This is a genomic window from Microbacterium sp. APC 3901 (assembly GCF_030407765.1).
Classification (GTDB): domain Bacteria; phylum Actinomycetota; class Actinomycetes; order Actinomycetales; family Microbacteriaceae; genus Microbacterium.
On the sequence record NZ_JASDCU010000003.1, the window covers coordinates 155,985 to 174,695 of the forward strand.

At 68.2% G+C, this 18,711-nt stretch carries 22 protein-coding genes; 12 read left to right on the forward strand and 10 right to left on the reverse strand.

Going from position 1 to position 18,711, the window contains the following annotated elements; translation table 11 throughout:
• The first annotated feature begins 32 nt into the window (after window positions 1-32).
• The 3 genes from QMA07_RS03865 (at window position 33) to QMA07_RS03875 (ending at window position 2,106) form a co-directional block, all read left to right on the forward strand.
• The gene (locus QMA07_RS03865; RefSeq protein ID WP_290160143.1) at window positions 33-776 is read left to right on the forward strand and encodes a PspA/IM30 family protein; all 744 of its coding nucleotides are present in this window, start codon (window positions 33-35) and stop codon (window positions 774-776) included.
• 68 nt (window positions 777-844) lie between these two features.
• Window positions 845-1,648, forward strand: a complete 804-nt coding sequence (locus QMA07_RS03870) for an arginase family protein (RefSeq protein WP_290160144.1) — start codon at window positions 845-847, stop codon at window positions 1,646-1,648.
• Window positions 1,645-2,106 carry a Fe-S oxidoreductase gene (locus QMA07_RS03875; protein ID WP_290160145.1) on the forward strand — a complete coding sequence of 154 codons (462 nt, stop codon included), beginning with the start codon at window positions 1,645-1,647 and terminating at the stop codon, window positions 2,104-2,106. Before QMA07_RS03870 ends, QMA07_RS03875 begins: the two co-directional genes overlap by 4 nt.
• On the opposite strand, the gene QMA07_RS03880 is transcribed toward QMA07_RS03875, so the two are convergent.
• The 3 genes from QMA07_RS03880 to QMA07_RS03890 are packed head-to-tail and all read right to left on the reverse strand — an operon-like array spanning window position 2,103 to window position 3,802.
• A complete protein-coding gene (locus tag QMA07_RS03880) occupies window positions 2,103-2,573 on the reverse strand; it encodes an SIP domain-containing protein (RefSeq protein ID WP_140036758.1) in 471 nt (156 codons plus the stop codon). The two genes, QMA07_RS03875 and QMA07_RS03880, sit on opposite strands and share 4 nt — an antisense overlap.
• Before the next feature lie 33 nt (window positions 2,574-2,606).
• Window positions 2,607-3,329 carry a tyrosine-protein phosphatase gene (locus tag QMA07_RS03885; RefSeq protein ID WP_290160146.1) on the reverse strand — a complete coding sequence of 241 codons (723 nt, stop codon included), beginning with the start codon at window positions 3,327-3,329 and terminating at the stop codon, window positions 2,607-2,609.
• Window positions 3,326-3,802 carry a carboxymuconolactone decarboxylase family protein gene (locus tag QMA07_RS03890; protein WP_290160147.1) on the reverse strand — a complete coding sequence of 159 codons (477 nt, stop codon included), beginning with the start codon at window positions 3,800-3,802 and terminating at the stop codon, window positions 3,326-3,328. Before QMA07_RS03890 ends, QMA07_RS03885 begins: the two co-directional genes overlap by 4 nt.
• A gap of 171 nt (window positions 3,803-3,973) precedes the next feature.
• On the opposite strand from QMA07_RS03890, the gene QMA07_RS03895 reads away from it, so the two are divergent.
• From QMA07_RS03895 to QMA07_RS03920, 6 genes are all read left to right on the forward strand, one after another.
• Window positions 3,974-4,900: an alpha/beta hydrolase gene (locus QMA07_RS03895; RefSeq protein ID WP_290160148.1), complete on the forward strand. Its 927-nt coding sequence runs from the start codon at window positions 3,974-3,976 to the stop codon at window positions 4,898-4,900.
• Window positions 4,901-4,995: 95 nt separating this feature from the next.
• Complete coding sequence (locus tag QMA07_RS03900; RefSeq protein ID WP_290160149.1) at window positions 4,996-6,516, forward strand: ABC transporter substrate-binding protein; 1,521 nt, start codon at window positions 4,996-4,998, stop codon at window positions 6,514-6,516.
• A gap of 13 nt (window positions 6,517-6,529) precedes the next feature.
• A complete protein-coding gene (locus tag QMA07_RS03905; protein WP_290160150.1) occupies window positions 6,530-7,477 on the forward strand; it encodes an ABC transporter permease in 948 nt (315 codons plus the stop codon).
• Complete coding sequence (locus tag QMA07_RS03910) at window positions 7,477-8,343, forward strand: ABC transporter permease (protein ID WP_290160151.1); 867 nt, start codon at window positions 7,477-7,479, stop codon at window positions 8,341-8,343. Before QMA07_RS03905 ends, QMA07_RS03910 begins: the two co-directional genes overlap by 1 nt.
• The gene (locus QMA07_RS03915) at window positions 8,340-9,131 is read left to right on the forward strand and encodes an ABC transporter ATP-binding protein (protein ID WP_290160152.1); all 792 of its coding nucleotides are present in this window, start codon (window positions 8,340-8,342) and stop codon (window positions 9,129-9,131) included. The genes QMA07_RS03910 and QMA07_RS03915 overlap by 4 nt, the downstream gene beginning before the upstream one ends.
• Window positions 9,128-9,922 (forward strand): ATP-binding cassette domain-containing protein, encoded by a 795-nt coding sequence (locus QMA07_RS03920; RefSeq protein WP_290160153.1) that lies wholly within the window; start codon window positions 9,128-9,130, stop codon window positions 9,920-9,922. Before QMA07_RS03915 ends, QMA07_RS03920 begins: the two co-directional genes overlap by 4 nt.
• Window positions 9,923-9,931: 9 nt before the next feature.
• Here the strand turns inward: QMA07_RS03920 and QMA07_RS03925 are convergent, their stop codons facing one another.
• The 4 genes from QMA07_RS03925 to QMA07_RS03940 are packed head-to-tail and all read right to left on the reverse strand — an operon-like array spanning window position 9,932 to window position 13,051.
• Window positions 9,932-10,549, reverse strand: coding sequence for a GNAT family N-acetyltransferase (locus tag QMA07_RS03925; protein ID WP_290160154.1), 618 nt, complete (start codon window positions 10,547-10,549; stop codon window positions 9,932-9,934).
• A gap of 4 nt (window positions 10,550-10,553) precedes the next feature.
• A complete protein-coding gene (locus QMA07_RS03930; RefSeq protein WP_290160155.1) occupies window positions 10,554-11,264 on the reverse strand; it encodes a uracil-DNA glycosylase in 711 nt (236 codons plus the stop codon).
• Window positions 11,265-11,267: 3 nt separating this feature from the next.
• Window positions 11,268-12,050, reverse strand: coding sequence for an SDR family oxidoreductase (locus tag QMA07_RS03935; RefSeq protein ID WP_290160156.1), 783 nt, complete (start codon window positions 12,048-12,050; stop codon window positions 11,268-11,270).
• 26 nt (window positions 12,051-12,076) lie between these two features.
• Window positions 12,077-13,051: a DMT family transporter gene (locus QMA07_RS03940; protein ID WP_290160157.1), complete on the reverse strand. Its 975-nt coding sequence runs from the start codon at window positions 13,049-13,051 to the stop codon at window positions 12,077-12,079.
• Between the two features lie 33 nt (window positions 13,052-13,084).
• Between QMA07_RS03940 and QMA07_RS03945 the strand changes: the two genes are divergently transcribed.
• From QMA07_RS03945 to QMA07_RS03955, 3 genes are all read left to right on the forward strand, one after another.
• On the forward strand, window positions 13,085-13,675 hold the full coding sequence (locus QMA07_RS03945) for a TetR/AcrR family transcriptional regulator (protein ID WP_290160158.1): 591 nt from the start codon (window positions 13,085-13,087) through the stop codon (window positions 13,673-13,675).
• A gap of 142 nt (window positions 13,676-13,817) precedes the next feature.
• Window positions 13,818-15,140 (forward strand): bifunctional o-acetylhomoserine/o-acetylserine sulfhydrylase, encoded by a 1,323-nt coding sequence (locus QMA07_RS03950; RefSeq protein WP_290160159.1) that lies wholly within the window; start codon window positions 13,818-13,820, stop codon window positions 15,138-15,140.
• A gap of 166 nt (window positions 15,141-15,306) precedes the next feature.
• On the forward strand, window positions 15,307-16,515 hold the full coding sequence (locus QMA07_RS03955; RefSeq protein ID WP_290160160.1) for a homoserine O-acetyltransferase: 1,209 nt from the start codon (window positions 15,307-15,309) through the stop codon (window positions 16,513-16,515).
• Here the strand turns inward: QMA07_RS03955 and QMA07_RS03960 are convergent.
• Genes QMA07_RS03960 through QMA07_RS03970 form a run of 3 tightly spaced genes read right to left on the reverse strand, consistent with a single transcriptional unit; the run spans window position 16,512 to window position 18,711 of the window.
• Window positions 16,512-17,120 (reverse strand): NUDIX domain-containing protein, encoded by a 609-nt coding sequence (locus QMA07_RS03960; protein WP_290160161.1) that lies wholly within the window; start codon window positions 17,118-17,120, stop codon window positions 16,512-16,514. The two genes, QMA07_RS03955 and QMA07_RS03960, sit on opposite strands and share 4 nt — an antisense overlap.
• 28 nt (window positions 17,121-17,148) lie before the next feature.
• Window positions 17,149-18,369 (reverse strand): MFS transporter, encoded by a 1,221-nt coding sequence (locus tag QMA07_RS03965; protein ID WP_290160162.1) that lies wholly within the window; start codon window positions 18,367-18,369, stop codon window positions 17,149-17,151.
• Window positions 18,370-18,378: 9 nt separating this feature from the next.
• Complete coding sequence (locus tag QMA07_RS03970; protein WP_290160163.1) at window positions 18,379-18,711, reverse strand: thiamine-binding protein; 333 nt, start codon at window positions 18,709-18,711, stop codon at window positions 18,379-18,381.

Sequence of the window (18,711 nt, forward strand, 5' to 3'; positions counted from 1 at the left end):
CATCGAGTCCGACCCTCTGAAAGGAACCACGCATGACCAAGCAGTCCATCTTCGGACGAATCTCGACCCTCGTCCGCGCGAACATCAACTCCCTCCTGGACTCTGCGGAAGACCCGCAGAAGATGATCGACCAGCTCGTTCGCGACTACACGAACAGCATCGCCGATGCGGAGTCGGCCATCGCCGAGACCATCGGCAACCTGCGCCTCCTCGAGCGCGATCACGAGGAAGACGTCCAGGCGGCCACCGAATGGGGCAACAAGGCCCTCGCCGCCAGCCGCAAGGCCGACGAGATGCGCACCAAGGGCGACGCCGCAGACGCCGACAAGTTCGACAACCTCGCGAAGATCGCGCTCCAGCGCCAGATCAGCGCTGAGCGCGAGGCGACCGGCGCCGAGCCGCAGATCGCCGCGCAGACCGAGATCGTCGACAAGCTGAAGTCCGGCCTCAACGGCATGAAGGACAAGCTCGGCGAGCTGAAGAACAAGCGCAGCGAGCTGCTCGCTCGCGCCAAGGTCGCCGAGGCGCAGACGAAGGTGCAGGATGCGGTCTCGTCGATCAACGTCCTCGACCCCACCAGCGAACTGGGCCGTTTCGAAGACAAGGTCCGCCGCCAGGAGGCTCTTGCGCAGGGCAAGATCGAACTCGCTGCGTCCAGCCTCGACGCGCAGTTCGAGAGCCTCGAGGACCTCGGTGAGCTCACCGAGGTCGAGGCTCGTCTCGCCGAGCTGAAGTCCGGCGGCTCCGCCCCTCGCCAGGCCATCGAAGGCTCCTGACACATCTGCGGGCGCCTCGGATCCTCGCGTCCGAGGCGCCCGCTCCTCTTTCCCAGCTGGAGGCACTCATGGTGCGTTTCCTCGTCGTTCCGCAGTGGCAGGGCTCCCCCGCCGCGCGCGCGATGCTTCTCGTCGACGGCGCCTCGGCGATCGCCGGCGATCTTCCACGTGCAGCCACGACGGTGCTCGACGTGCCTGTCGAGGCGGGCGAGTCTCTGGGAACAGGCGTTCGCCGCCTCAGTGCGCTCCTGCGCACCAGAGAGCTCGTCCACGAGAGCATGACGGCCGACACCGTGATCATCGGCGGCGATTGCAGCGTGACGGTCGCCGCGCTGGCGGCTCTCCCCGGCGGGACCGATGACCTCGCCGTCGTGTGGTGCGACGCCCATGCCGACCTTCACACACCCGACACGTCGCCCTCCGGTGCCTTCTCGGGCATGGCACTCCGCGCAGTCCTGGGCGAGGGAGAACCCCAGCTCGCCGTCACTCCCGGGATCTCCCGCAACCGGGTGGTCACGGTGGGCATGCGCAACCTCGAGGATTCCGAGGTGGAGGCTCTCGAGGGCCTCACCCAGCTGTCCGTCCGGGATCTCGACTCGCCCGATGCGCTGGCCGACGCGGTCGAGGCGACCGGTGCGCGGCGCGTGTGGGTGCACATCGACGTCGATGTGCTCGACCCCGCCGAGATCGCCGGTGTCTCCTCCCCCGCCCCGTTCGGACTCGCACCTGCTGCTCTGAGCGCCGCGATCCGGGCACTGCGGTCACGCGTGCCGTTGGCAGGTGCGACCATCGCCGGGTTCGCCCCTCGCTCTCCCGCCGACGCGGTCGACGACCTCGGCGCCCTGCTCCGCCTCGTCGGTGCCGTCGCATGACCGCCGACTGGCGGCCCGCCGCCGATCTCGCCCTGGCCCGTGGTCGACGACTCGACCGTAGAATTCCCGCGTTCCTGCTCCGCTCGCCGATCAGCCGACTCGGCTACTGGTGGGGTACGGCCGTCGGCTGGTGCTGGGGCTCGCTGTGGAGCACCGGACCCGTCGAAAGACGCGCCGGCCTCTGGGTGTTCCAGGGGATGCCGAACTGGACGTTCAATCGCGGTGGGGTGTGCGTGGGCGGCTGCTTCCTCACCGGCGACGCACGACCGAGCGACGCCATGCTGCGGCACGAAGCCGTGCACAAGGCGCAGTGGCTGCGGTACGGAGTGCTGCTTCCGGTGCTCTATCTCTTCGCGGGCCGCGACCCCCTGCGCAACCGCTTCGAGATCGAGGCAGGACTCGAAGACGGCAACTACGTCCGCCGCAGCCGCACTCGACCGCAGACGCTCAGCGCCTAGCGCTCGACGGGCAGAAGTCCGAACCGCTCGGGTGCGTGGATCTGAGCGGGCTGGATGTCGAGTGCGCCGGTCAGGTGCTCGACGATGTCGGCAGTGCCGAGGTAACCGCCGAGAAGGGTGATGTGCGTCTCGAGCTCGTCGTCGCAGAGCATCTCGTCAGCCCAGGCGCAGGTCGCTCGCGCGAGCGCCTCGCCGGGAGCGCAGGCGCGACCCGTTCCGGGTGCTCCTGACCGCTGGGCTCGAGCGAGCCAGGTGACGGTCATGCGGCCAGGCGCGTCGATCACACCGATGTCCGATGCGTCAGCGACCTCGATGAAGATCCGGCCCGAGGCGCACAGCGGCAATGTCGAGAGGAAGACCTCGAGTTCGGCCAACGAGTGCTCGTCGGCGGTCACCAGGTGGTGAGCACGACGACGTGCGGCGCGACGCTCGGCACGCGTGCTGCGGGTCTCGAGGAAGGTCTCCATGATGAATCCATCATACAGCACGCGAAGGGTTGCCTAACCTTGCTCGGGCACTTCTTCCACGAGTGCCTCCCGAAGATCCCCGAGCTCCTGATCCGTCATGCCGTTCGCACGGAGATAGCCGGCGGCAGAGCCCCACCGCTCGTCCACCTGCTCGAGGAGCCCCCTCATCACGGGCGCAGGTGACTGTGTGGCCAACGCGACCGCGTGCACCGCCTGCGGATGCTGCGCCCTCAGGTAGGCGGCGATGCGATTCGACCGCTCAGCCGGCAGCAGCGACTCCGTGAGCGCGTAGTCCTCGATGATCGCCTCACGGTCGGCGCCCACTGCGGCAAGCGCAAGGGCCACCGTCACCCCGGTGCGATCCTTGCCCACCGTGCAGTGGACCAGGGTCGGCTCTCCGGCCGCGATGATGCGGATGGCGGCGACGAGCCGCTCTCCGCTCTCCTCGAGAAGATGAAGATAGAGGTCTTCCAGACTCGTATCGGTCTCGAAGAACGAGCGCACGGATCCGAGGAACAACGGGAGGTGAGTGGTGTCAGGCCCCTCGATCTCGGTCGGCTCCGCAGCGACTTCCTCACCGTCTCGGAGATCGACGATGTGCGAGACGCGACGACGGACCTCGTGCACACCCGCTGTGGTGGCCGCCGAGAGCTGGCCCGACCGCAGCAGCATTCCCGAACGGATCCGCCCGCCCTGTGCGGGCAGTCCGCCGACGTCGCGGAAATTGTTGACGCCGCCGATGTCGAGGACGGTCACGCCTGCGCCTGTGGAGCGCGCGGCGGAACCGGGTAACGCCCGGCGATGACGACCCTGTTGAACGCGTTGATCGAGATGCAGGCCCAGCTCAGTGCTGCGTACTCCTTCTCCGTGAAGACTCCCCCGACACGGTTGTAGACGTCGTCGGAGATCCCCTCCTCCGAGATGAACGTGAAAGCCTCGGCGAGCTCGAGTGCCGCCTCTTCGCGATCGCTGAAGACATCGCTCTCTCGCCACGTCGCGATCTGCATGAGCGTGTCCGTGTCGACGCCGGCCTTGAGCGCCCTGTCGACATGCAGACGGGTGCAGTAGCTGCATCCGTTCAGCTGCGAGGAGTGGATCATCACGATCTCCTTGAGACGGTCGTCGATGCCGTTCGCGGCGCAGATCTCTCCGACCGTACGTGCGAAGGCGTCGAGCGCCTGATAGGCAGCCGGCTCGGTCTTGGAGAGGTGCACTCGCGTCTCGCTCATGCCTCAATGATATTCCGTTGTGCACTTGTTCCGGCAGGCCGCACACCGGGCGGAGGAATGCATAGTGATAGATCCCCACCGCGCTGGATGCGCAATCTGACACCCGATCGCACACAAGAGGTTGTCACAGTGTCGCGGCATTTCCGCACCACCCCGAAGACAGAGCAGAATATGCAAGTGGCGATCGACACGAGCGAGTTCAACTATCTTCCCGCACAGGCGCAGGCGATGGGGGTCTCTGTACCATCCGTCCGGCGCGTCACGCTGCCTCTCCCCGACGGCCGTCACGTCAGCGCTCTCCGGTTCGGCGAGGAGACGCCCCGCGTGACGCTGCTGCACGGCGCCGGGCTCAACGCTCACACCTGGGACACGACGGTGCTCGCCCTCCGGCATCCGGTGCTGGCGATCGACCTCGCCGGGCACGGCGACTCCTCCTGGCGCAGCGACGTCGACTACTCCCCTCGCACGCTCGCGCTCGATGTCGCGACAGCGCTCGACGCCTGGACCGATGGCCCACAGCTGGTCGTCGGCCAGTCGCTCGGAGGCCTCACGGGGGCAGCGCTCGCTGCTGCTCGACCCGACCTCGTCTCGGGGCTGATCGTCGTCGACATCACTCCCGGCATCGACACCTCCGCCGGCCCAGCCGCGCTGCGCGAGTTCTACGCCGGCCCCACCGATTTCGAGACGCGCGACGAGCTCGTCGACCGTGCGATCTCCTTCGGGTTCGGCGGCGCCCGATCCGACACCGAGCGCGGCGTCTTCCTCAACACGCGTGTGCGCGACGACGGACGTGTCGAGTGGAAGCACCATTTCGCCCACCTCGCCGCTCAGACGCTGGCAGCCCACGACCCCGGCGACGTCTCGGCGCCGTCACCGCTCCACAGCACCGGATGGCAGGATCTCACGGAGGTGACAGCCCCCGTGACGCTCGTCCGCGCGATCGACGGCTTCGTGAGCGAGGCGGATGCGGAGGAGTTCGCCGAGCGCCTGCCCCACGCCCGCGTCACCGCCGTCCAGGCCACCCACAACGTGCAGGAGACCGCACCCGCCGAGCTGGCGACACTGATCTCCTCGTCCCTCGCTTCGCGCGGAATGTGACCTTCCGTTCCACATCTCGCCCTCACCACCCCGACACATCCCTAGGCTCGATCCATCGGCACACAGCAACTGCCGCCCCGAGAGGAAACCACCCCATGTTCCGACGTACGCGACGACTCGCGCTGATCTCCGCGATCGCGGCGAGCGCCATCGTCCTCACCGCCTGCGCAGGTGCCGCCGAGCCGGAGACCACCGAACCGGCGGGAGAGCCCGACCCGGACGCGACGCTGCAGGTGGGTCTCGTGCTCGAGCCCACCAACCTCGACATCCGTCGCACCAGCGGTGCAGCGCTCGAGCAGATCCTGATCGACAACATCTACGAGGGTCTCGTCAGCCGCACGCAGGAGAACGAGACTGTGCCGCGCCTCGCGTCCGACTACGAGGTCTCCGAAGACGGACTCACGTACTCGTTCACGCTGAACGAGGGAATCACCTTCCACAGTGGAACCGCACTCACCTCGGCCGATGTGGTCGCCTCGTACGAGGCCGTGCGCACTGACGCGACGTTGCAGGGCAATGCCGAGTTCGCCTCGGTGGCCTCGATCACAGCTCCAGACCCGGCCACGGTGCAGATCGCGCTGACCGAGCCGAACCAGAACTTCCTGTTCTCGCTCACCGGCCCCGCGGGCCTCGTGTTCCAGACCGGCGACGCGACCGATCTCAAGACCGCCGAGAACGGCACCGGCCCCTTCACCCTGAAGCGATGGAGCAAGGGCAGTGCCATCACGTTCGCCCGCAACGAGGCGTACTGGGGCGAGCCTGCGGGAGTCGCCGAGGTCGAGTTCCAGTACATCCCCGACTTCACGGCCGGAGTGAACACCGCCCTCGACGGCGGCGTCCAGGTGCTCACCGCTGTGGATCCGAATCTCGCCCCGCAGCTCGAGGAGTCCGGCGACTTCTCGCTCACCACCGGTCGGACCACCGACAAGGCGACGCTCGCGTTCAACAACGCCAAGGCGCCTCTCGACGACGTCCGGGTGCGCGAAGCGCTGCGTCTCGCGATCGATCACGAGGCTCTCGTCGAAGCCGTCGGCGCTGGCTCCACCCTCTACGGACCGATCCCCGAACTCGACCCCGGCTACGAAGACCTCTCCGATGTCGTCTCCTACGACCCGGAGAAGGCCAAGGAGCTGCTCGCCGAGGCCGGGCAGGAAGAGCTCGAGCTCACCCTGACGATCCCGAGCTTCTACGGCACGACGGTCCCGAAGGTCCTCATCTCCGACTTCCAGAAGGTCGGCGTCACCCTCGATGTCGATTCGGTCGAGTTCCCGACCTGGTTGGAGGACGTCTACACCAACCACGACTACGACCTGAGCTTCGTGCTGCACGTCGAGCCGCGAGACTTCGGCAACTTCGCGAACCCCGAGTACTACTTCGGCTACGACAACGCCGAGGTGCAGAGCCTCTACACCGAGGCGCTGGCCGAGGTCGACCCCGACAAGTCGGCGGACCTGCTCGCCGAGGCCGCTCGGATCGTCTCCGAGGACCATGCGGCGGACTGGCTGTACAACGGCGCGACGATCACGGCCGTGAGCCCACTCGTCACGGGGTTCCCCGAGGACTCGATCAACTCGCGCATCAACCTGGCCGGCGTCACCGTGGCCACCGAGCAGTGATGACGCGCACGTCGTGATCCGCTACGCGCTCGTCCGAGGAGTCCTGCTCATCGCAGGGCTCCTCGTGTCGAGTGCGGTGATCTTCCTGACCCTGCGGGTGTTTCCCGGCGACGTCGCGCAGCTGATCGCGGGAACCCAGGCCTCCCCCGCCGAGGTCGAGGCGCTCCGCGAGTCGCTGGGCCTCAACCGCCCCCTTCCCGCGCAGTACGCCGAGTGGATCGGGGGCATCTTCCGGGGCGACCTCGGCACGTCTTTGCTCTCCGGCGCCTCCGTCGGTGAGGAACTGCTCGAGAAGGCTCAGGTGACGGTGCCCCTCGGCATCCTCGCCCTCCTGATCGCCGTGCTCATCGCGGTGCCGTTCGGGATCCTGGCCGCGCTGCGCCGCGGCGGACGCGGAGGCACCGCCCTCAGCGTCGGCGCGCAGGCACTCGCCGCGGTGCCGGTCGTCTGGGCGGGGATGATGCTCATCGTCGTCTTCTCGGTCTGGCTGGGCTGGCTTCCGCCACAGGGCTTCCCCCGCACCGGATGGAGCACGCCCTGGAAGGCGCTCGAGTCGCTCATCCTGCCTGCTCTCACGATCGGCATCGTCGAGGGGGCGATGCTCATGCGGTTCGTCCGCAGCGCCACCCTTCAGGCCGCCGGGCAGGACTTCGTGCGCACGGCGGCAGCCAAGGGCCTCACGCGCACGCGGGCACTGATCTCGCACGGCATCCCCGCCGTCGGCCTGTCGATCATCACCGTGCTGGGACTCCAGATCGCCGGCATCATCGTCGGGTCGGTCGTGATCGAACAGCTCTTCACGCTTCCCGGCATCGGACGGATGCTGGTCGCCGACGTCGGCACGCGCGATCTCATCAAAGTGCAGAGCGAGCTGCTCGTGCTCACCGGATTCGTGCTCGTGGTGGGATTCCTCGTCGACCTGATCCACCGCGCGGTCGATCCGCGCCAGAGGGAGGCGTGATGCGCGGCTGGCTTCCGACGCTGGTGCGAACCTCCACCGGGCGATTCGGCGTGATCGTCGTCGCCGTCATCGCGCTCACCGCACTCGTCTCGCTGTTCTGGACGCCGTTCGATCCTCAGGAGTCCGATGTGCGCGCTCGCTGGTCGATCCCGAGCTGGCCGCATCTGCTCGGCACCGACGACACGGGCCGTGACATCCTCAGCCTGCTCATGGCGGGCGCTCGCACGACCGTGTTCGTCAGCATCGGCGCCGGTGTCGTCGCGACCCTCGTCGGCATAGCCCTCGCCGCCCTGGGTGCGCTCACCGCCCGCTGGCTGCGCGAGACGGTCGCCGTGCTCGTCGACATCCTGATCGCCTTCCCCGTGCTGCTGATCGCCATGATGATCTCATCGGTCTGGGGCGGCTCGCTGTGGGTGGTGATCTGGTCGGTCGGCATCGGCTTCGGCGTCAACATCGCCCGCGTCACGAGACCCGAGCTGCGCCGCGTGCAGCAGAGCGACTTCGTCCTCGCCGCGCGAGCGTCCGGCCTCACGACCGGACAGAGCCTCGCTCGACATCTTCTTCCGAACGTCGCCCCCGTGTTCATCGTGCAGCTCTCGTGGTCGATGGCGGTCGCGGTGCTCGCCGAGGCCGGCCTGTCGTACCTCGGCTTCGGCGCCTCGGTCACGGAGCCGAGCTGGGGACTGCTGCTCGCCGACCTGCAGCGCTACATCGGCGTGCACCCGCTGTCCGTCATCTGGCCCGGCCTGGCGATCACGATCACCGTGCTGGCGCTCAACCTCCTCGGCGACGGGCTGCGGGAGGCCACCGATCCCACGCTGCGCCACCGCGCGGCAGAGGTCCATACGCCGGCGGTGATCGCATGAGCCTCGAGGTGACAGACCTCGTCGTCCGCATCGACGGACGCACCGTCGTCGACGGCATCTCGTTCGAGGTGCCGGACGGGTCCCGCCTCGGCCTGATCGGCGAATCCGGCTCCGGCAAGTCGCTGACCGCTCTCGCGGTGCTCGGGCTGCTCCCCGAGGGGGCGGTCGCGAACGGCAGCATCCGCTGGAACGGCACCGAGCTGATCGGACTTCCGGATCGCGAACTCGCGCGATTGCGCGGTGACGAGATCGGCATCGTGTTCCAAGAGCCTCGCACCGCCCTGAACCCGATCCGCACGGTCGGCAGACAGATCGCCGAGTCGATCCGCATCCACGAGGGCATCGGTCGGCGAGAGGCCCGCGAGCGTGCGATCCAGGAGGCCGCACGCGTGCGGCTGCCCGACCCCGCCTCGATCGTCGATCGCTATCCGCACCAGCTCTCGGGCGGTCAGCGGCAGCGAGTGGCGATCGCGATAGCCCTCGCGTGCCGGCCGCGTCTCCTCATCGCCGATGAGCCGACAACCGCTCTCGACGTCACCATCCAGGCCGAGATCCTCTCACTGCTGTTGAGGCTCGTCGAGGAGGAGGGCATGTCTCTCATGTTCATCACGCACGACCTGGCGGTGCTCGCACAGGTCGCGACCCACGGCGTCGTGCTCGAAGACGGACTCGTGGTCGAGGCTGCACCCGTGAGCACGCTCCTGACCGCTCCGACGTCCCCCATCACGCAGGGTCTCCTCCGCGACGCCACCGCGACGCTCTGGCGTCCTGAGGGAGGCAGACGATGAGCCTGATCGAGGCCCGGTCGCTGCAGCGCGACTTCGTGGTCCCGAAGCGTTCGACCTTCGAGCGCACCCGACGGCAGACCGCACTGGCGCCGACCGATCTCGACATCGTCGAGGGGTCGTCCGTCGGCATCATCGGCGAGTCCGGGTCCGGCAAGTCCACCCTCGTCAAACTGCTTCTCGGTCTCGACCGCCCGACGTCCGGCACCGTCACCCTCGACGGCAGAGCGGTGGATGCGTCCGCATCCGCACGATCGCTGCACTGGCTGCGCCGTCAGACCGGGCTCGTCTTCCAGGACCCGTACGCCTCGTTGGACCCGCGGATGACCGCCGCGCAGACCGTCGGCGAGCCGCTGTGGGCGCTCGGGATCGATGGCGATCACCGAGCCAGAGTGCGCGAAGTGCTCGAGCAGGTGGGACTGGAGCCCGAGATGGGCGATCGATACCCGCACGAGTTCTCGGGCGGGCAACGGCAGCGCATCGCTCTGGCGAGGGCCATCGTCCACCGTCCGCGCATCCTCGTCGGCGACGAGCCGCTGTCGGCGCTCGATGTGACCGTCCGTGCGCAGATCCTCGAGCTCCTCATCGAGCTGCGCCGCACCGCCGACCTCACGCTCGTGCTGGTGTCGCACGACATCGGGGTGGTGCAGAACCTCTGCGACACCGTCGTCGTGATGAAGGACGGCGAGATCGTCGAGCGCGGCACCACCGCGGACGTGCTGCTGCACCCGACGCACGACTACACGAAGACGCTGCTGGCCGCGATCCCGGTCATCCCCGCTCCCCCGGCGTGATCTCGGGTCTCAGCGCCCCGAGCTCATGCTGAAGAACTTCCGCCGGCGGCTCGGGCGCAGGGCACGTCGCATGTAGACGGTGCCGAGATCGCGGCCGAACTTGTGACCGACGCGACCCGTACGCCCGGCTTCGACGAATCCGAGCCTGGCATGCAGGCGAATCGACGCGTCTGCTTTGGTGTCGCTGATCACGGCCACCATCTCGCGGATGCCGAGCTGCTCGCATGCGTCGATCAGCGCCTGCAGCAGTGCGGCTCCGAGGCCTTTGCCGCCGGCCCCCGGCCCGAGGTAGATCGAGTCCTCGACGGTGTATCGATAGGCGTTCTTCCCCGCCCACGGCTGCGCCAGCGCGTACCCGATCACGACTCCCGCCGGCGAGACAGCCACCAGGAAGGGCAGGCCGAGCTTGTTCAGCAGCGCGAACTTCTCCCGCCAATAGGGGATGCTGCTGCGTCGCTCATCGAGCGTGACGACCGAGTTGCTGACGAAATGGTTGTAGATCTCGCGAACGTATGGCAGGTCGCCCGACCGTGCGGCACGGATCGAGTACGAGAACACGTCGGGTTCCGGCTGCGGTCGCAGATGGCGCGGCAGAACGCGGCGGCGATCACCGGGCTCGAACTGCATGCGATCAGCTTAGAGGGGGCTCGTCGCCGATGCGCCAGTCGACCGGGCTCGCACCGAGTTCTGCGAGCATCTCGTTCGCCCGCGAGAAAGGGCGGGAGCCGAAGAACCCCCGCCGGGCGGACAGCGGCGACGGATGCGCCGAGGCTATGACCGGCGTCTCTCCCAGCAGTGGCTGGAGGTGTGCGGCGTCTCTTCCCCAGAGGATCGCGACGAGCGGCCGGTCGCGGGCGACGAGAGCGCGGATCGCGAGCTCGGTGACCTGCTCCCACCCCCAGCGGCGATGGGATCCCGCCTCGCCGGGGCGAACGGTCAGCACGCGGTTCAGCAGCATCACGCCCTGGTCGCTCCACGCGGTCAGGTCTCCGTGCGGCGCCGGGGGGATGCCGAGATCGCTCTCGAGCTCGGCGTAGATGTTGCCGAGACTGCGCGGCAGCGGGCGCACGTCCCGGTCGACCGCGAAGGACAGGCCGATCGGATGCCCCGGAGTCGGATAAGGGTCCTGCCCCGTGATGAGCACCTTCACTTCGGACATCGGGCGTTCGAACGCACGGAGCACATGCTCACCCGCGGGAAGGTAGCCCCGGCCTGCAGCCTGCTCCTCACGCAGCCGCTCACCGAGGGCGGAGATCGTCTGCTGCGCCGGAGCGAGCGCGTCAGCCCAGTCGAGGTCGATCAGCCCGTCGCCCGCGAGTTCGGCGAGAGTGCGCGCAGTCATCGCTCAGTCGATCGCTCGCACGCGCAGCGGTCCGCGGGCGAGGAGGTGGTTCGCCGACTGGGCGACGGGCCGCATCGTGACGAGGTCGAGATTCACGTGCGCGGGGGCGTCCAGCGCGTAGGCGATCACGTCGGCGACGTCCTCGGCCCGCAGGGGCGCTTCGACGCCCGAGTACACGGCCTCTGCGGCGACGGCGTCTCCTCCGAGACGGTTGAGGGTGAACTCCTCGGTGTGCACCATGCCCGGAGCGATCTCGGAGACGCGGATCGGCTCTCCGTTCAGCTCGAGGCGGAGGGCGTGCACCAGCATCGCCTGCGCGGCCTTCGCGGCGTTGTAACCGCCGCCGCCGGCATAGGCGACCTGGGCAGCAGTGGAGGTCACGAAGACCGTGTCGGCGTGGCCGTCAGCTGCGGCGGCCCGGCGCAGCAGCGGCAGGAGCCCGGCGACGAGGCGCTGGCTCGAGAGCACATTCGCGTCATACATCCACTGCCAGTCGTCGACCGATGCGTTCTCGACGCGATCCGTGCCTCGTGCGCCGCCGGCGACCTGCACGAGAGCGTGCACAGGTCCGGACGCCTCGAGCTCGGTGATGAGCGCGGCGACGGCATCCGGGTCCGTCAGATCGCACGCGATCGTCGAGGCACCCGTCTCCGCAGAGAGCGCCGCCAACCGGGACGCACGTCGTGCGACTCCGACCACTCCCCAGCCTCGCGCGCGCAGAGCGCGCACCGTGGCCTCTCCGATACCCGAACTCGCACCCGTCACGACCGCACGCCTGTTGACCATTCCTCCACCGTACGATGTTCCGGCGGCTATCTCGCGTCGTGCGCCGCCACGTCGCACTTTCCGGCCGGCCTCGCTGACGTCTCCTGCGACCTCGCTGACGTCCCCTGAGGCCTCGACTCGCTGGTGAGCACCACCGCGACGCCGATTCCGCACAGGACGAACCCTGCGACGGTGACGATGGTGATCGGCTCTCCCAGCAGGATGCTGCCGGCGGCTGAGGTCGCGGGGGCAATCAGGAAGAGGAGCGCCTGCAACGCAGTGATCCCCACTCGTCGCAGCAGCCACCAGTACAGGCCGTAGGCGGCGAGGGTCGGGAACACCGCGGTGAGCACGACGGCGAGCCAGAACGAGGCGGATGCAGGCGGGATCAGGGTTCCCGTCACGGCCGCGATCACCAGGAGCAGCACCGCGGTCACGGTCACGTGGGTGGTCAGCGTCACGAGCACCCCTGTCTGCACCGCCGACCTCCGCTGCAGCAGGGTGCCGATGATGAGGCAGGTCATCGCGACGGCCGGCAGCAGATACGCCGCCGGAGGCGCCTCGGACGACCCGAACTGCGAACGCACCACCAGGAGCACGCCGACCGCTCCGATCACGAGCCCGGCCCACTGGGCACCTCGCACTCGCAGACCGAGCACCGGGCCGACGAGCACAGCCACGACCAATGGCTGCACCGCATCGATGAGAGCCACCGTCCCTGTCGCGATGCCCGCCGCGACGGCGCCGTAGACCGCGACGCAGTATCCGAACTGCGCGAAGAGCCCGATCGTGGCCTGCGTGCGCAGATCGCGAGCGCTCAGCCCCGTCACCCCGCCCGTGAGCCGGAGGACGGCCAGGAGGACGACCGCCAGGGGCACGAAACGCCACACGAGGAGCGTCAACGGTGACACGTCCACTGTGGCGTACGCCGGAATGATGAATCCCGAGCTCCAGGTCCCGATGAAGGCCACGGCGGCGGCGACGGTCACCACCGAATGAAGTATACCGATCTGTTTACTCATGCTCTGACTATACAGACTGGTATATTCAATCGCATGACGCAGTCCGTTCCCGAGCTCGCACCACTCACCCCCGGAGGGCGCCGCGTGCTCGACGCCGCGTCGAGGCTGTTCTACGAACGGGGCATCCACGCCGTCGGCGTCGACACGATCGCCGAGGCGGCCGGCGTCACGAAGAAGACCCTCTACGATCGCTTCGGCTCGAAGGAGGCGCTCGTCGTCTCCTATCTCCAGCACCGCGATGCCCGCTGGCGGGAGCATGTGGCCGCACATCTCTCCCGGGTGCCCGAACCCGGCCCTGATCGCGTGCTCGCGACCTTCGACGCGGCGATCTCCTGGTCCGACGAGAACAGCCCGAAGGGCTGCAGCGCGATCAACGCGCGCGCGGAGATCGGCGACGGCAACGACGACCACCCGGTGTTCCCCGAGGTCTCGCGTCAGAAGATCTGGCTGCTCGACGTGTTCGAGGAGCTCTGCGCCGAGGCGGGTGTCCCTGATCCCCGCGCGATGGCGCAGGCGATGATGCTGCTGTACGAGGGTGCGATCGTGACGGTCGGGATGGCGACGTTCGCCGAGCCGTTCGTGATCGCTCGCACATGGGCCGCGCGGCTGCTGGGTCAGGGCTGATCTCCCCGATGCTCAACCCGCGGATTCGGTCCGGGTTCATTACGTCACATTTCCGACCCGCTGTTGACAACCGCAGATGTTCCGTACTGTCGCTTCAACGACATCAGTCGAATCGACCGTCCAACAGTTCCAGGGGGAACACATGTCCGCACCCGAGACCTGGCGTTTCGAAACCAAGCAGATCCACTCCGGCGCTGCTCCCGACCCGGTGACCAAGGCCCGCGCAACGCCGATCTACCAGACCACGTCCTACGTGTTCGACAGCGCCGACCACGCGGCGAACCTGTTCGCCCTGGCCGAGTTCGGCAACATCTACACCCGCATCCAGAACCCGACCCAGGACGTCCTGGAGCAGCGCCTCGCGGCGCTCGAAGGGGGCACCGGCGCCCTCGTCCTCGCCAGCGGTCAGGCCGCATCGACGTTCGCGGTGCTCAACATCGCCGAGGCCGGCGACCACATCGTGTCGTCGAGCTCGATCTACGGCGGCACTTACAACCTGTTCAAGTACACGCTCGCGAAGCTCGGCATCGAGGTCACCTTCGTCGAGAACCAGGACGACCCCGAGGAATGGCGCCGCGCCATCCGCCCGAACACCAAGCTGTTCTTCGCGGAGACCATCGGCAACCCGCAGATCAACATCCTCGACATCCGCACCGTCGCAGACGTGGCACACGAGGGCGGCGTGCCGCTCATCGTGGACAACACGATCGCCACCCCGTATCTGATCCGCCCGTTCGAGCACGGCGCCGACATCGTCGTGCACTCCGTCACCAAGTTCCTCGGCGGCCACGGCACCACCATCGGCGGCGCGATCATCGACGGCGGCACCTTCGAGTGGTCGAAGAACGTGGAGAAGTTCCCCGGACTCACCGAGCCCGACCCCTCGTACCACGGCGCCAGCTACACCGCGGCGGTCGGCGACCCGCTCGCCTACATCATCAAGGCCCGCGTGCAGTTGCTCCGCGACCTCGGCTCGGCCATCGCACCGCAAAGCGCGTGGAACCTCATCCAGGGCATCGAGACCCTCTCGCTGCGCATCGAGCGTCACGTGCAGAATGCACAGGAGATCGCCGAGTGGCTGGACGGCCGGGACGACGTCGCGTCGGTCAACTACTCGGGCCTGCCCTCCTCCCCCTGGTACGCCAAGGCGAACGAGTACGCCCCGAAGGGCGTCGGCGCGGTGCTGTCGTTCGAGCTCAAGGGCGGCGTCGAGGCCGGTCGCGAGTTCGTGAACAGCCTGTCGCTCTTCAGCCACCTCGCGAACATCGGCGACGTGCGCTCGCTCGTGATCCACCCGGCATCGACCACGCACGCACAGCTCACGCCCGAGCAGCAGCTCACTGCCGGCGTCACCCCCGGCCTCGTGCGCCTGTCGGTCGGCATCGAGAACATCGACGACCTCAAGGCCGACCTCGACGAGGCACTCGCCGCAGCGCGCCGCGTGTCGGAGGCCGCCCGAGCCTGAGCGATCCATCGGACACGAACAGGTGCCTTGAGCTTCGGCTCGGGGCACCTGTTCGTATCGGGGCGCGTACCACCGGTGCACAGACGGCTCGGCGGCTGATCCGCCTGCGCCGCACCGGGTCCGTAACGTGCGTCCGACGGGTCGCGTGCCAGGCGAGAATGGGAGCATGGACTGGCAGACGACCTCTGAAGACACGGTGCCCTCGGCGCCCGTGACGGAGGCCGACGTGCGTCTGCTCCGCGCACGACCGCCCGCGACCGGCGCCTGGCGCGACGGAGATCCGGCCGGCGGACGCAGGTTCGCCTCGTTCGGTTCCTTCCCCACCGAGAGCGGCACAGAGCTCCCCGGCATCCGTCTCGCATTCGAGACATGGGGCGAGTTGAACGACGCCCGCGACAATGCGATCCTCGTGCTCCACGCGCTCACCGGCGACAGCCACGTCCGGGGTGACGCCGGAGCGGGGCATCCGACCGCGGGCTGGTGGGAGGACGTCACAGGGCCCGGAGCGCCGCTCGACACCGACCGCTGGTTCGTGATCGCTCCGAACATGCTCGGAGGGTGCCAGGGCTCCACAGGCCCTGCCAGCATCGCGCCCTCCGGATACGAATGGGCATCTCGCTTCCCCTACCTGACCATCCGCGACCAGGTGGCGGCACAGGTCCGCCTCGCCGATTCCCTCGGGATCGACACCTGGGCAGCCGTGATCGGCGGGTCCATGGGCGGGATGCACGCGCTCGAATGGGCCGTCACGCACCCTGAGCGCGTCGCCCGCCTCGCGGTGCTCTCTTCGCCGCCGGTCACGACGGCCGATCAGATCGCCCTGAACACCGTGCAGATCGAGACCATCCGTATGGACCCCCGGTTCCAGGGTGGCGGGTACTACGACCTGGCCGACGGCGACGGCCCGCACCGCGGCCTCGCCCTCGCCCGACGCATGGCGCTGCTGAACTACCGCAGCCCGATCGAGCTCAATCAGCGGTTCCAACGTTCGTGGCAGTCCGGAGTGTCGCCTCTGGGTCATGGTGGACGCTTCGCGGTCGAGTCCTACCTCGACTTCCACGGCAACAAGTTCACCCGCCGTTTCGACGCGAACAGCTACATCACCCTCGTCGAGGCCATGAACTCCCATGACGTCGGCCGCGACCGCGGTGGCGTCGAAGAGGCGCTGCGCGCCGTGACCGCCACGACGCTCGTGCTGGGGATCGACAGCGACAGGCTCTTCCCGGTCGACGGCCAGCATCGCATCGCCCGGAGCATCCCGAACACCCTCGACGGCACTGACGCGGTCGTGCTGACCAGCGACTTCGGTCACGATGGATTCCTCATCGAGACAGAGGCGGTCGGCCGCAACCTCCGGCGGCTGCTCGCGAGCTAGCTCTCGTCGATCGTCCAGGGGAGCGCACCCGTGCGCAGCCGTACGCCATCCCATTCGAAGTCCCTGCCCTGCGGCGATTCGACCACACGGGTGGAGAAGTGCCGCGCCACTCCGGCGGAGGCGAGAGCGGCATCGACAGAGGCGAAGCGACTCAGCTGGTGCAGTGTGACCCAGGTCGGCGGGAAGAGCGTCCACTCGCCCGCAGCGTGCCTCGCGAGGGCCTCTGCCGGTCTCAGCCACATCGCGTCGACGACCTCGTCGACCGAGAACCGGGCTTCGCCTTCGGGCGCTGAGGCGAGGAAGAACCAGGTTCGAATACGGACGGGCACCTCGATCGGGGGCTGCCAGCGCGACAGCAGCACGGGATCACTGATGATCAGACCGACCTCCTCCGCCGTCTCGCGAACCGCCGCGCGGCGCGCATCGTCGCTCTCGTCCGCCCCCTCCCGGCGGTCGGAGGGCTCCACCTTGCCCCCGGGGAACACCCAGGCCCCCGCGAACGAGCCGCGATCCGGTCGACGCATCAGCAGCACGGCGAACCCCTCGGCCGTGGGGCGCAGCAGTACGGCAGTCCCGGCGACGGCCAGCTCGTCGATGTCGGTCACAGCCCCACTCTAGGAGGCGGACCATCGCTCACACCGCAGCGAGTACCGGTCTGCGCGCTTCCGAGCGATAGGACAGCAGAGCGATCACGAGGCCCGCGACCGCGAGCGCCGCGCCTGTCCATGACGGCGCGACGAAGCCCCATCCGGCGGCGATCACCACCCCGCCGAGGAATGCTCCGAGGCTGTTTCCGATGTTGAGCGCAGAGTGGTTCATCGCTGCGGCGATCGACTGGTTGTCTCCGGCGACATCCATCAGCCGGGTCTGGATCGTCGGGCTGAGCACCGAAGACACGAAGCCGACCACGAAGACGAGCAGCGCAAGCGTGACGATCCAGAATGCGAGCACGGCGAGGAGGGCGAACACCACGGCCATCGCCGCGAGTCCGAAGAGCAGGGTGCGTCGCAGATCGATGTCGGCGAGATGTCCGCCGACGAGGTTGCCCGCTGTCATCCCCAGCCCCATGAGCACGAGCACTATCGGCACAGCCCACTCGGGAGAGCCCGCCACCTCGGTGACCAGTGGCGCTATGTAGCTGTAGACCGCGAAGAAGCCACCGAACCCGATCGCTCCGATGCCCAGGGTGAACCAGACCTGGGGAATGCGGAAGACACCGAGCTCCTCGCGCATGGTGCGCCCGGGCGAGCCGGGGTGCTTCGGCACGAAGAACGCGATGCATACGGTCGCCAGGGCGAAGACGAGAGTCACGACCGCGAAGGCCGCCCGCCATCCCCAGAGCTGGCCGAGGAAGGTGCCCAGCGGCACCCCGACCACGTTCGCCACCGTGAGCCCGGTGAGGATGAAGGCGACGCCTTTGGCTCGGTTGCCGGGCCCCATGACCTCCGCCGCGACCAGAGCGCCGATGCCGAAGTAGGCGCCGTGCGGCAGACCGGCGAGGAACCTCGATGCCCCCACGAGTTCGAACGTCGGCAGGAACACCGTGAGCGCATTGAACACGGTCAACGCCAGCGCCAGTCCGATCATGACCCGGTGCCGAGGGTAACGGGCGACGAAGCCGGCGATCGTCGGAGCACCGACGACCACGCCGAGCGCGTAGAGAGAGATCAGCCATCCAGCCTGGCTCAGCGCGTCTTCAGGGCTGCTGGCCCACAGCGTGGGCAGCAGCTCGTCGGCGATGTTGGGCAGCAGGCCCATCACGACGAACTCGGTCATGCCGATGCCGAAACTGCCGATGGCGAGGGAGAGGAGCGCCCACTTCGCCGCACCCCTCGATTCAGTCGAGGGATTCACCCATCGATTCTACGGGGTGTCCACGTCGTCGATCGCCGCCTCGAGCCGCTCGATCTTCGCGTCGAGCTCACCCGTGTAGCCGGGGCGGATGTCGGCCTTGAGCACGAGCGAGACCCGCGACCCGAAGGGCATCACGGCTTCGGTGGCGCGTTTGACGACATCCATCACCGAGTCCCAGTCCGGCCCCTCGATCTCGGTGAACATGCTGGTCGTGCGGTGCGGCAGGCCCGACTCTCGTACGACGCGGACTGCGGCGGCGACCGCATCATGGACCGAAGCATCGGAGCGTTCGGCTCCGTCGGAGGGGACGCCGCTCGGTGCGACGGAGAAGGCGATCAGCAT

Coding starts and splice junctions, on each gene's coding strand:
- QMA07_RS03900 (WP_290160149.1), top strand. CDS start 4,996: ATGTTCCGACGTACGCGACGACTCGCGCTGATCTCCGCGATCGCGGCG.
- QMA07_RS03865 (WP_290160143.1), top strand. CDS start 33: ATGACCAAGCAGTCCATCTTCGGACGAATCTCGACCCTCGTCCGCGCG.
- QMA07_RS03950 (WP_290160159.1), top strand. CDS start 13,818: ATGTCCGCACCCGAGACCTGGCGTTTCGAAACCAAGCAGATCCACTCC.
- QMA07_RS03870 (WP_290160144.1), top strand. CDS start 845: ATGGTGCGTTTCCTCGTCGTTCCGCAGTGGCAGGGCTCCCCCGCCGCG.
- QMA07_RS03910 (WP_290160151.1), top strand. CDS start 7,477: ATGCGCGGCTGGCTTCCGACGCTGGTGCGAACCTCCACCGGGCGATTC.
- QMA07_RS03970 (WP_290160163.1), bottom strand. CDS start 18,711: ATGCTGATCGCCTTCTCCGTCGCACCGAGCGGCGTCCCCTCCGACGGA.
- QMA07_RS03930 (WP_290160155.1), bottom strand. CDS start 11,264: ATGACTGCGCGCACTCTCGCCGAACTCGCGGGCGACGGGCTGATCGAC.
- QMA07_RS03875 (WP_290160145.1), top strand. CDS start 1,645: ATGACCGCCGACTGGCGGCCCGCCGCCGATCTCGCCCTGGCCCGTGGT.
- QMA07_RS03940 (WP_290160157.1), bottom strand. CDS start 13,051: ATGAGTAAACAGATCGGTATACTTCATTCGGTGGTGACCGTCGCCGCC.
- QMA07_RS03945 (WP_290160158.1), top strand. CDS start 13,085: ATGACGCAGTCCGTTCCCGAGCTCGCACCACTCACCCCCGGAGGGCGC.
- QMA07_RS03915 (WP_290160152.1), top strand. CDS start 8,340: ATGAGCCTCGAGGTGACAGACCTCGTCGTCCGCATCGACGGACGCACC.
- QMA07_RS03955 (WP_290160160.1), top strand. CDS start 15,307: ATGGACTGGCAGACGACCTCTGAAGACACGGTGCCCTCGGCGCCCGTG.
- QMA07_RS03890 (WP_290160147.1), bottom strand. CDS start 3,802: ATGAGCGAGACGCGAGTGCACCTCTCCAAGACCGAGCCGGCTGCCTAT.
- QMA07_RS03895 (WP_290160148.1), top strand. CDS start 3,974: ATGCAAGTGGCGATCGACACGAGCGAGTTCAACTATCTTCCCGCACAG.
- QMA07_RS03925 (WP_290160154.1), bottom strand. CDS start 10,549: ATGCAGTTCGAGCCCGGTGATCGCCGCCGCGTTCTGCCGCGCCATCTG.
- QMA07_RS03920 (WP_290160153.1), top strand. CDS start 9,128: ATGAGCCTGATCGAGGCCCGGTCGCTGCAGCGCGACTTCGTGGTCCCG.
- QMA07_RS03880 (WP_140036758.1), bottom strand. CDS start 2,573: ATGGAGACCTTCCTCGAGACCCGCAGCACGCGTGCCGAGCGTCGCGCC.
- QMA07_RS03935 (WP_290160156.1), bottom strand. CDS start 12,050: ATGGTCAACAGGCGTGCGGTCGTGACGGGTGCGAGTTCGGGTATCGGA.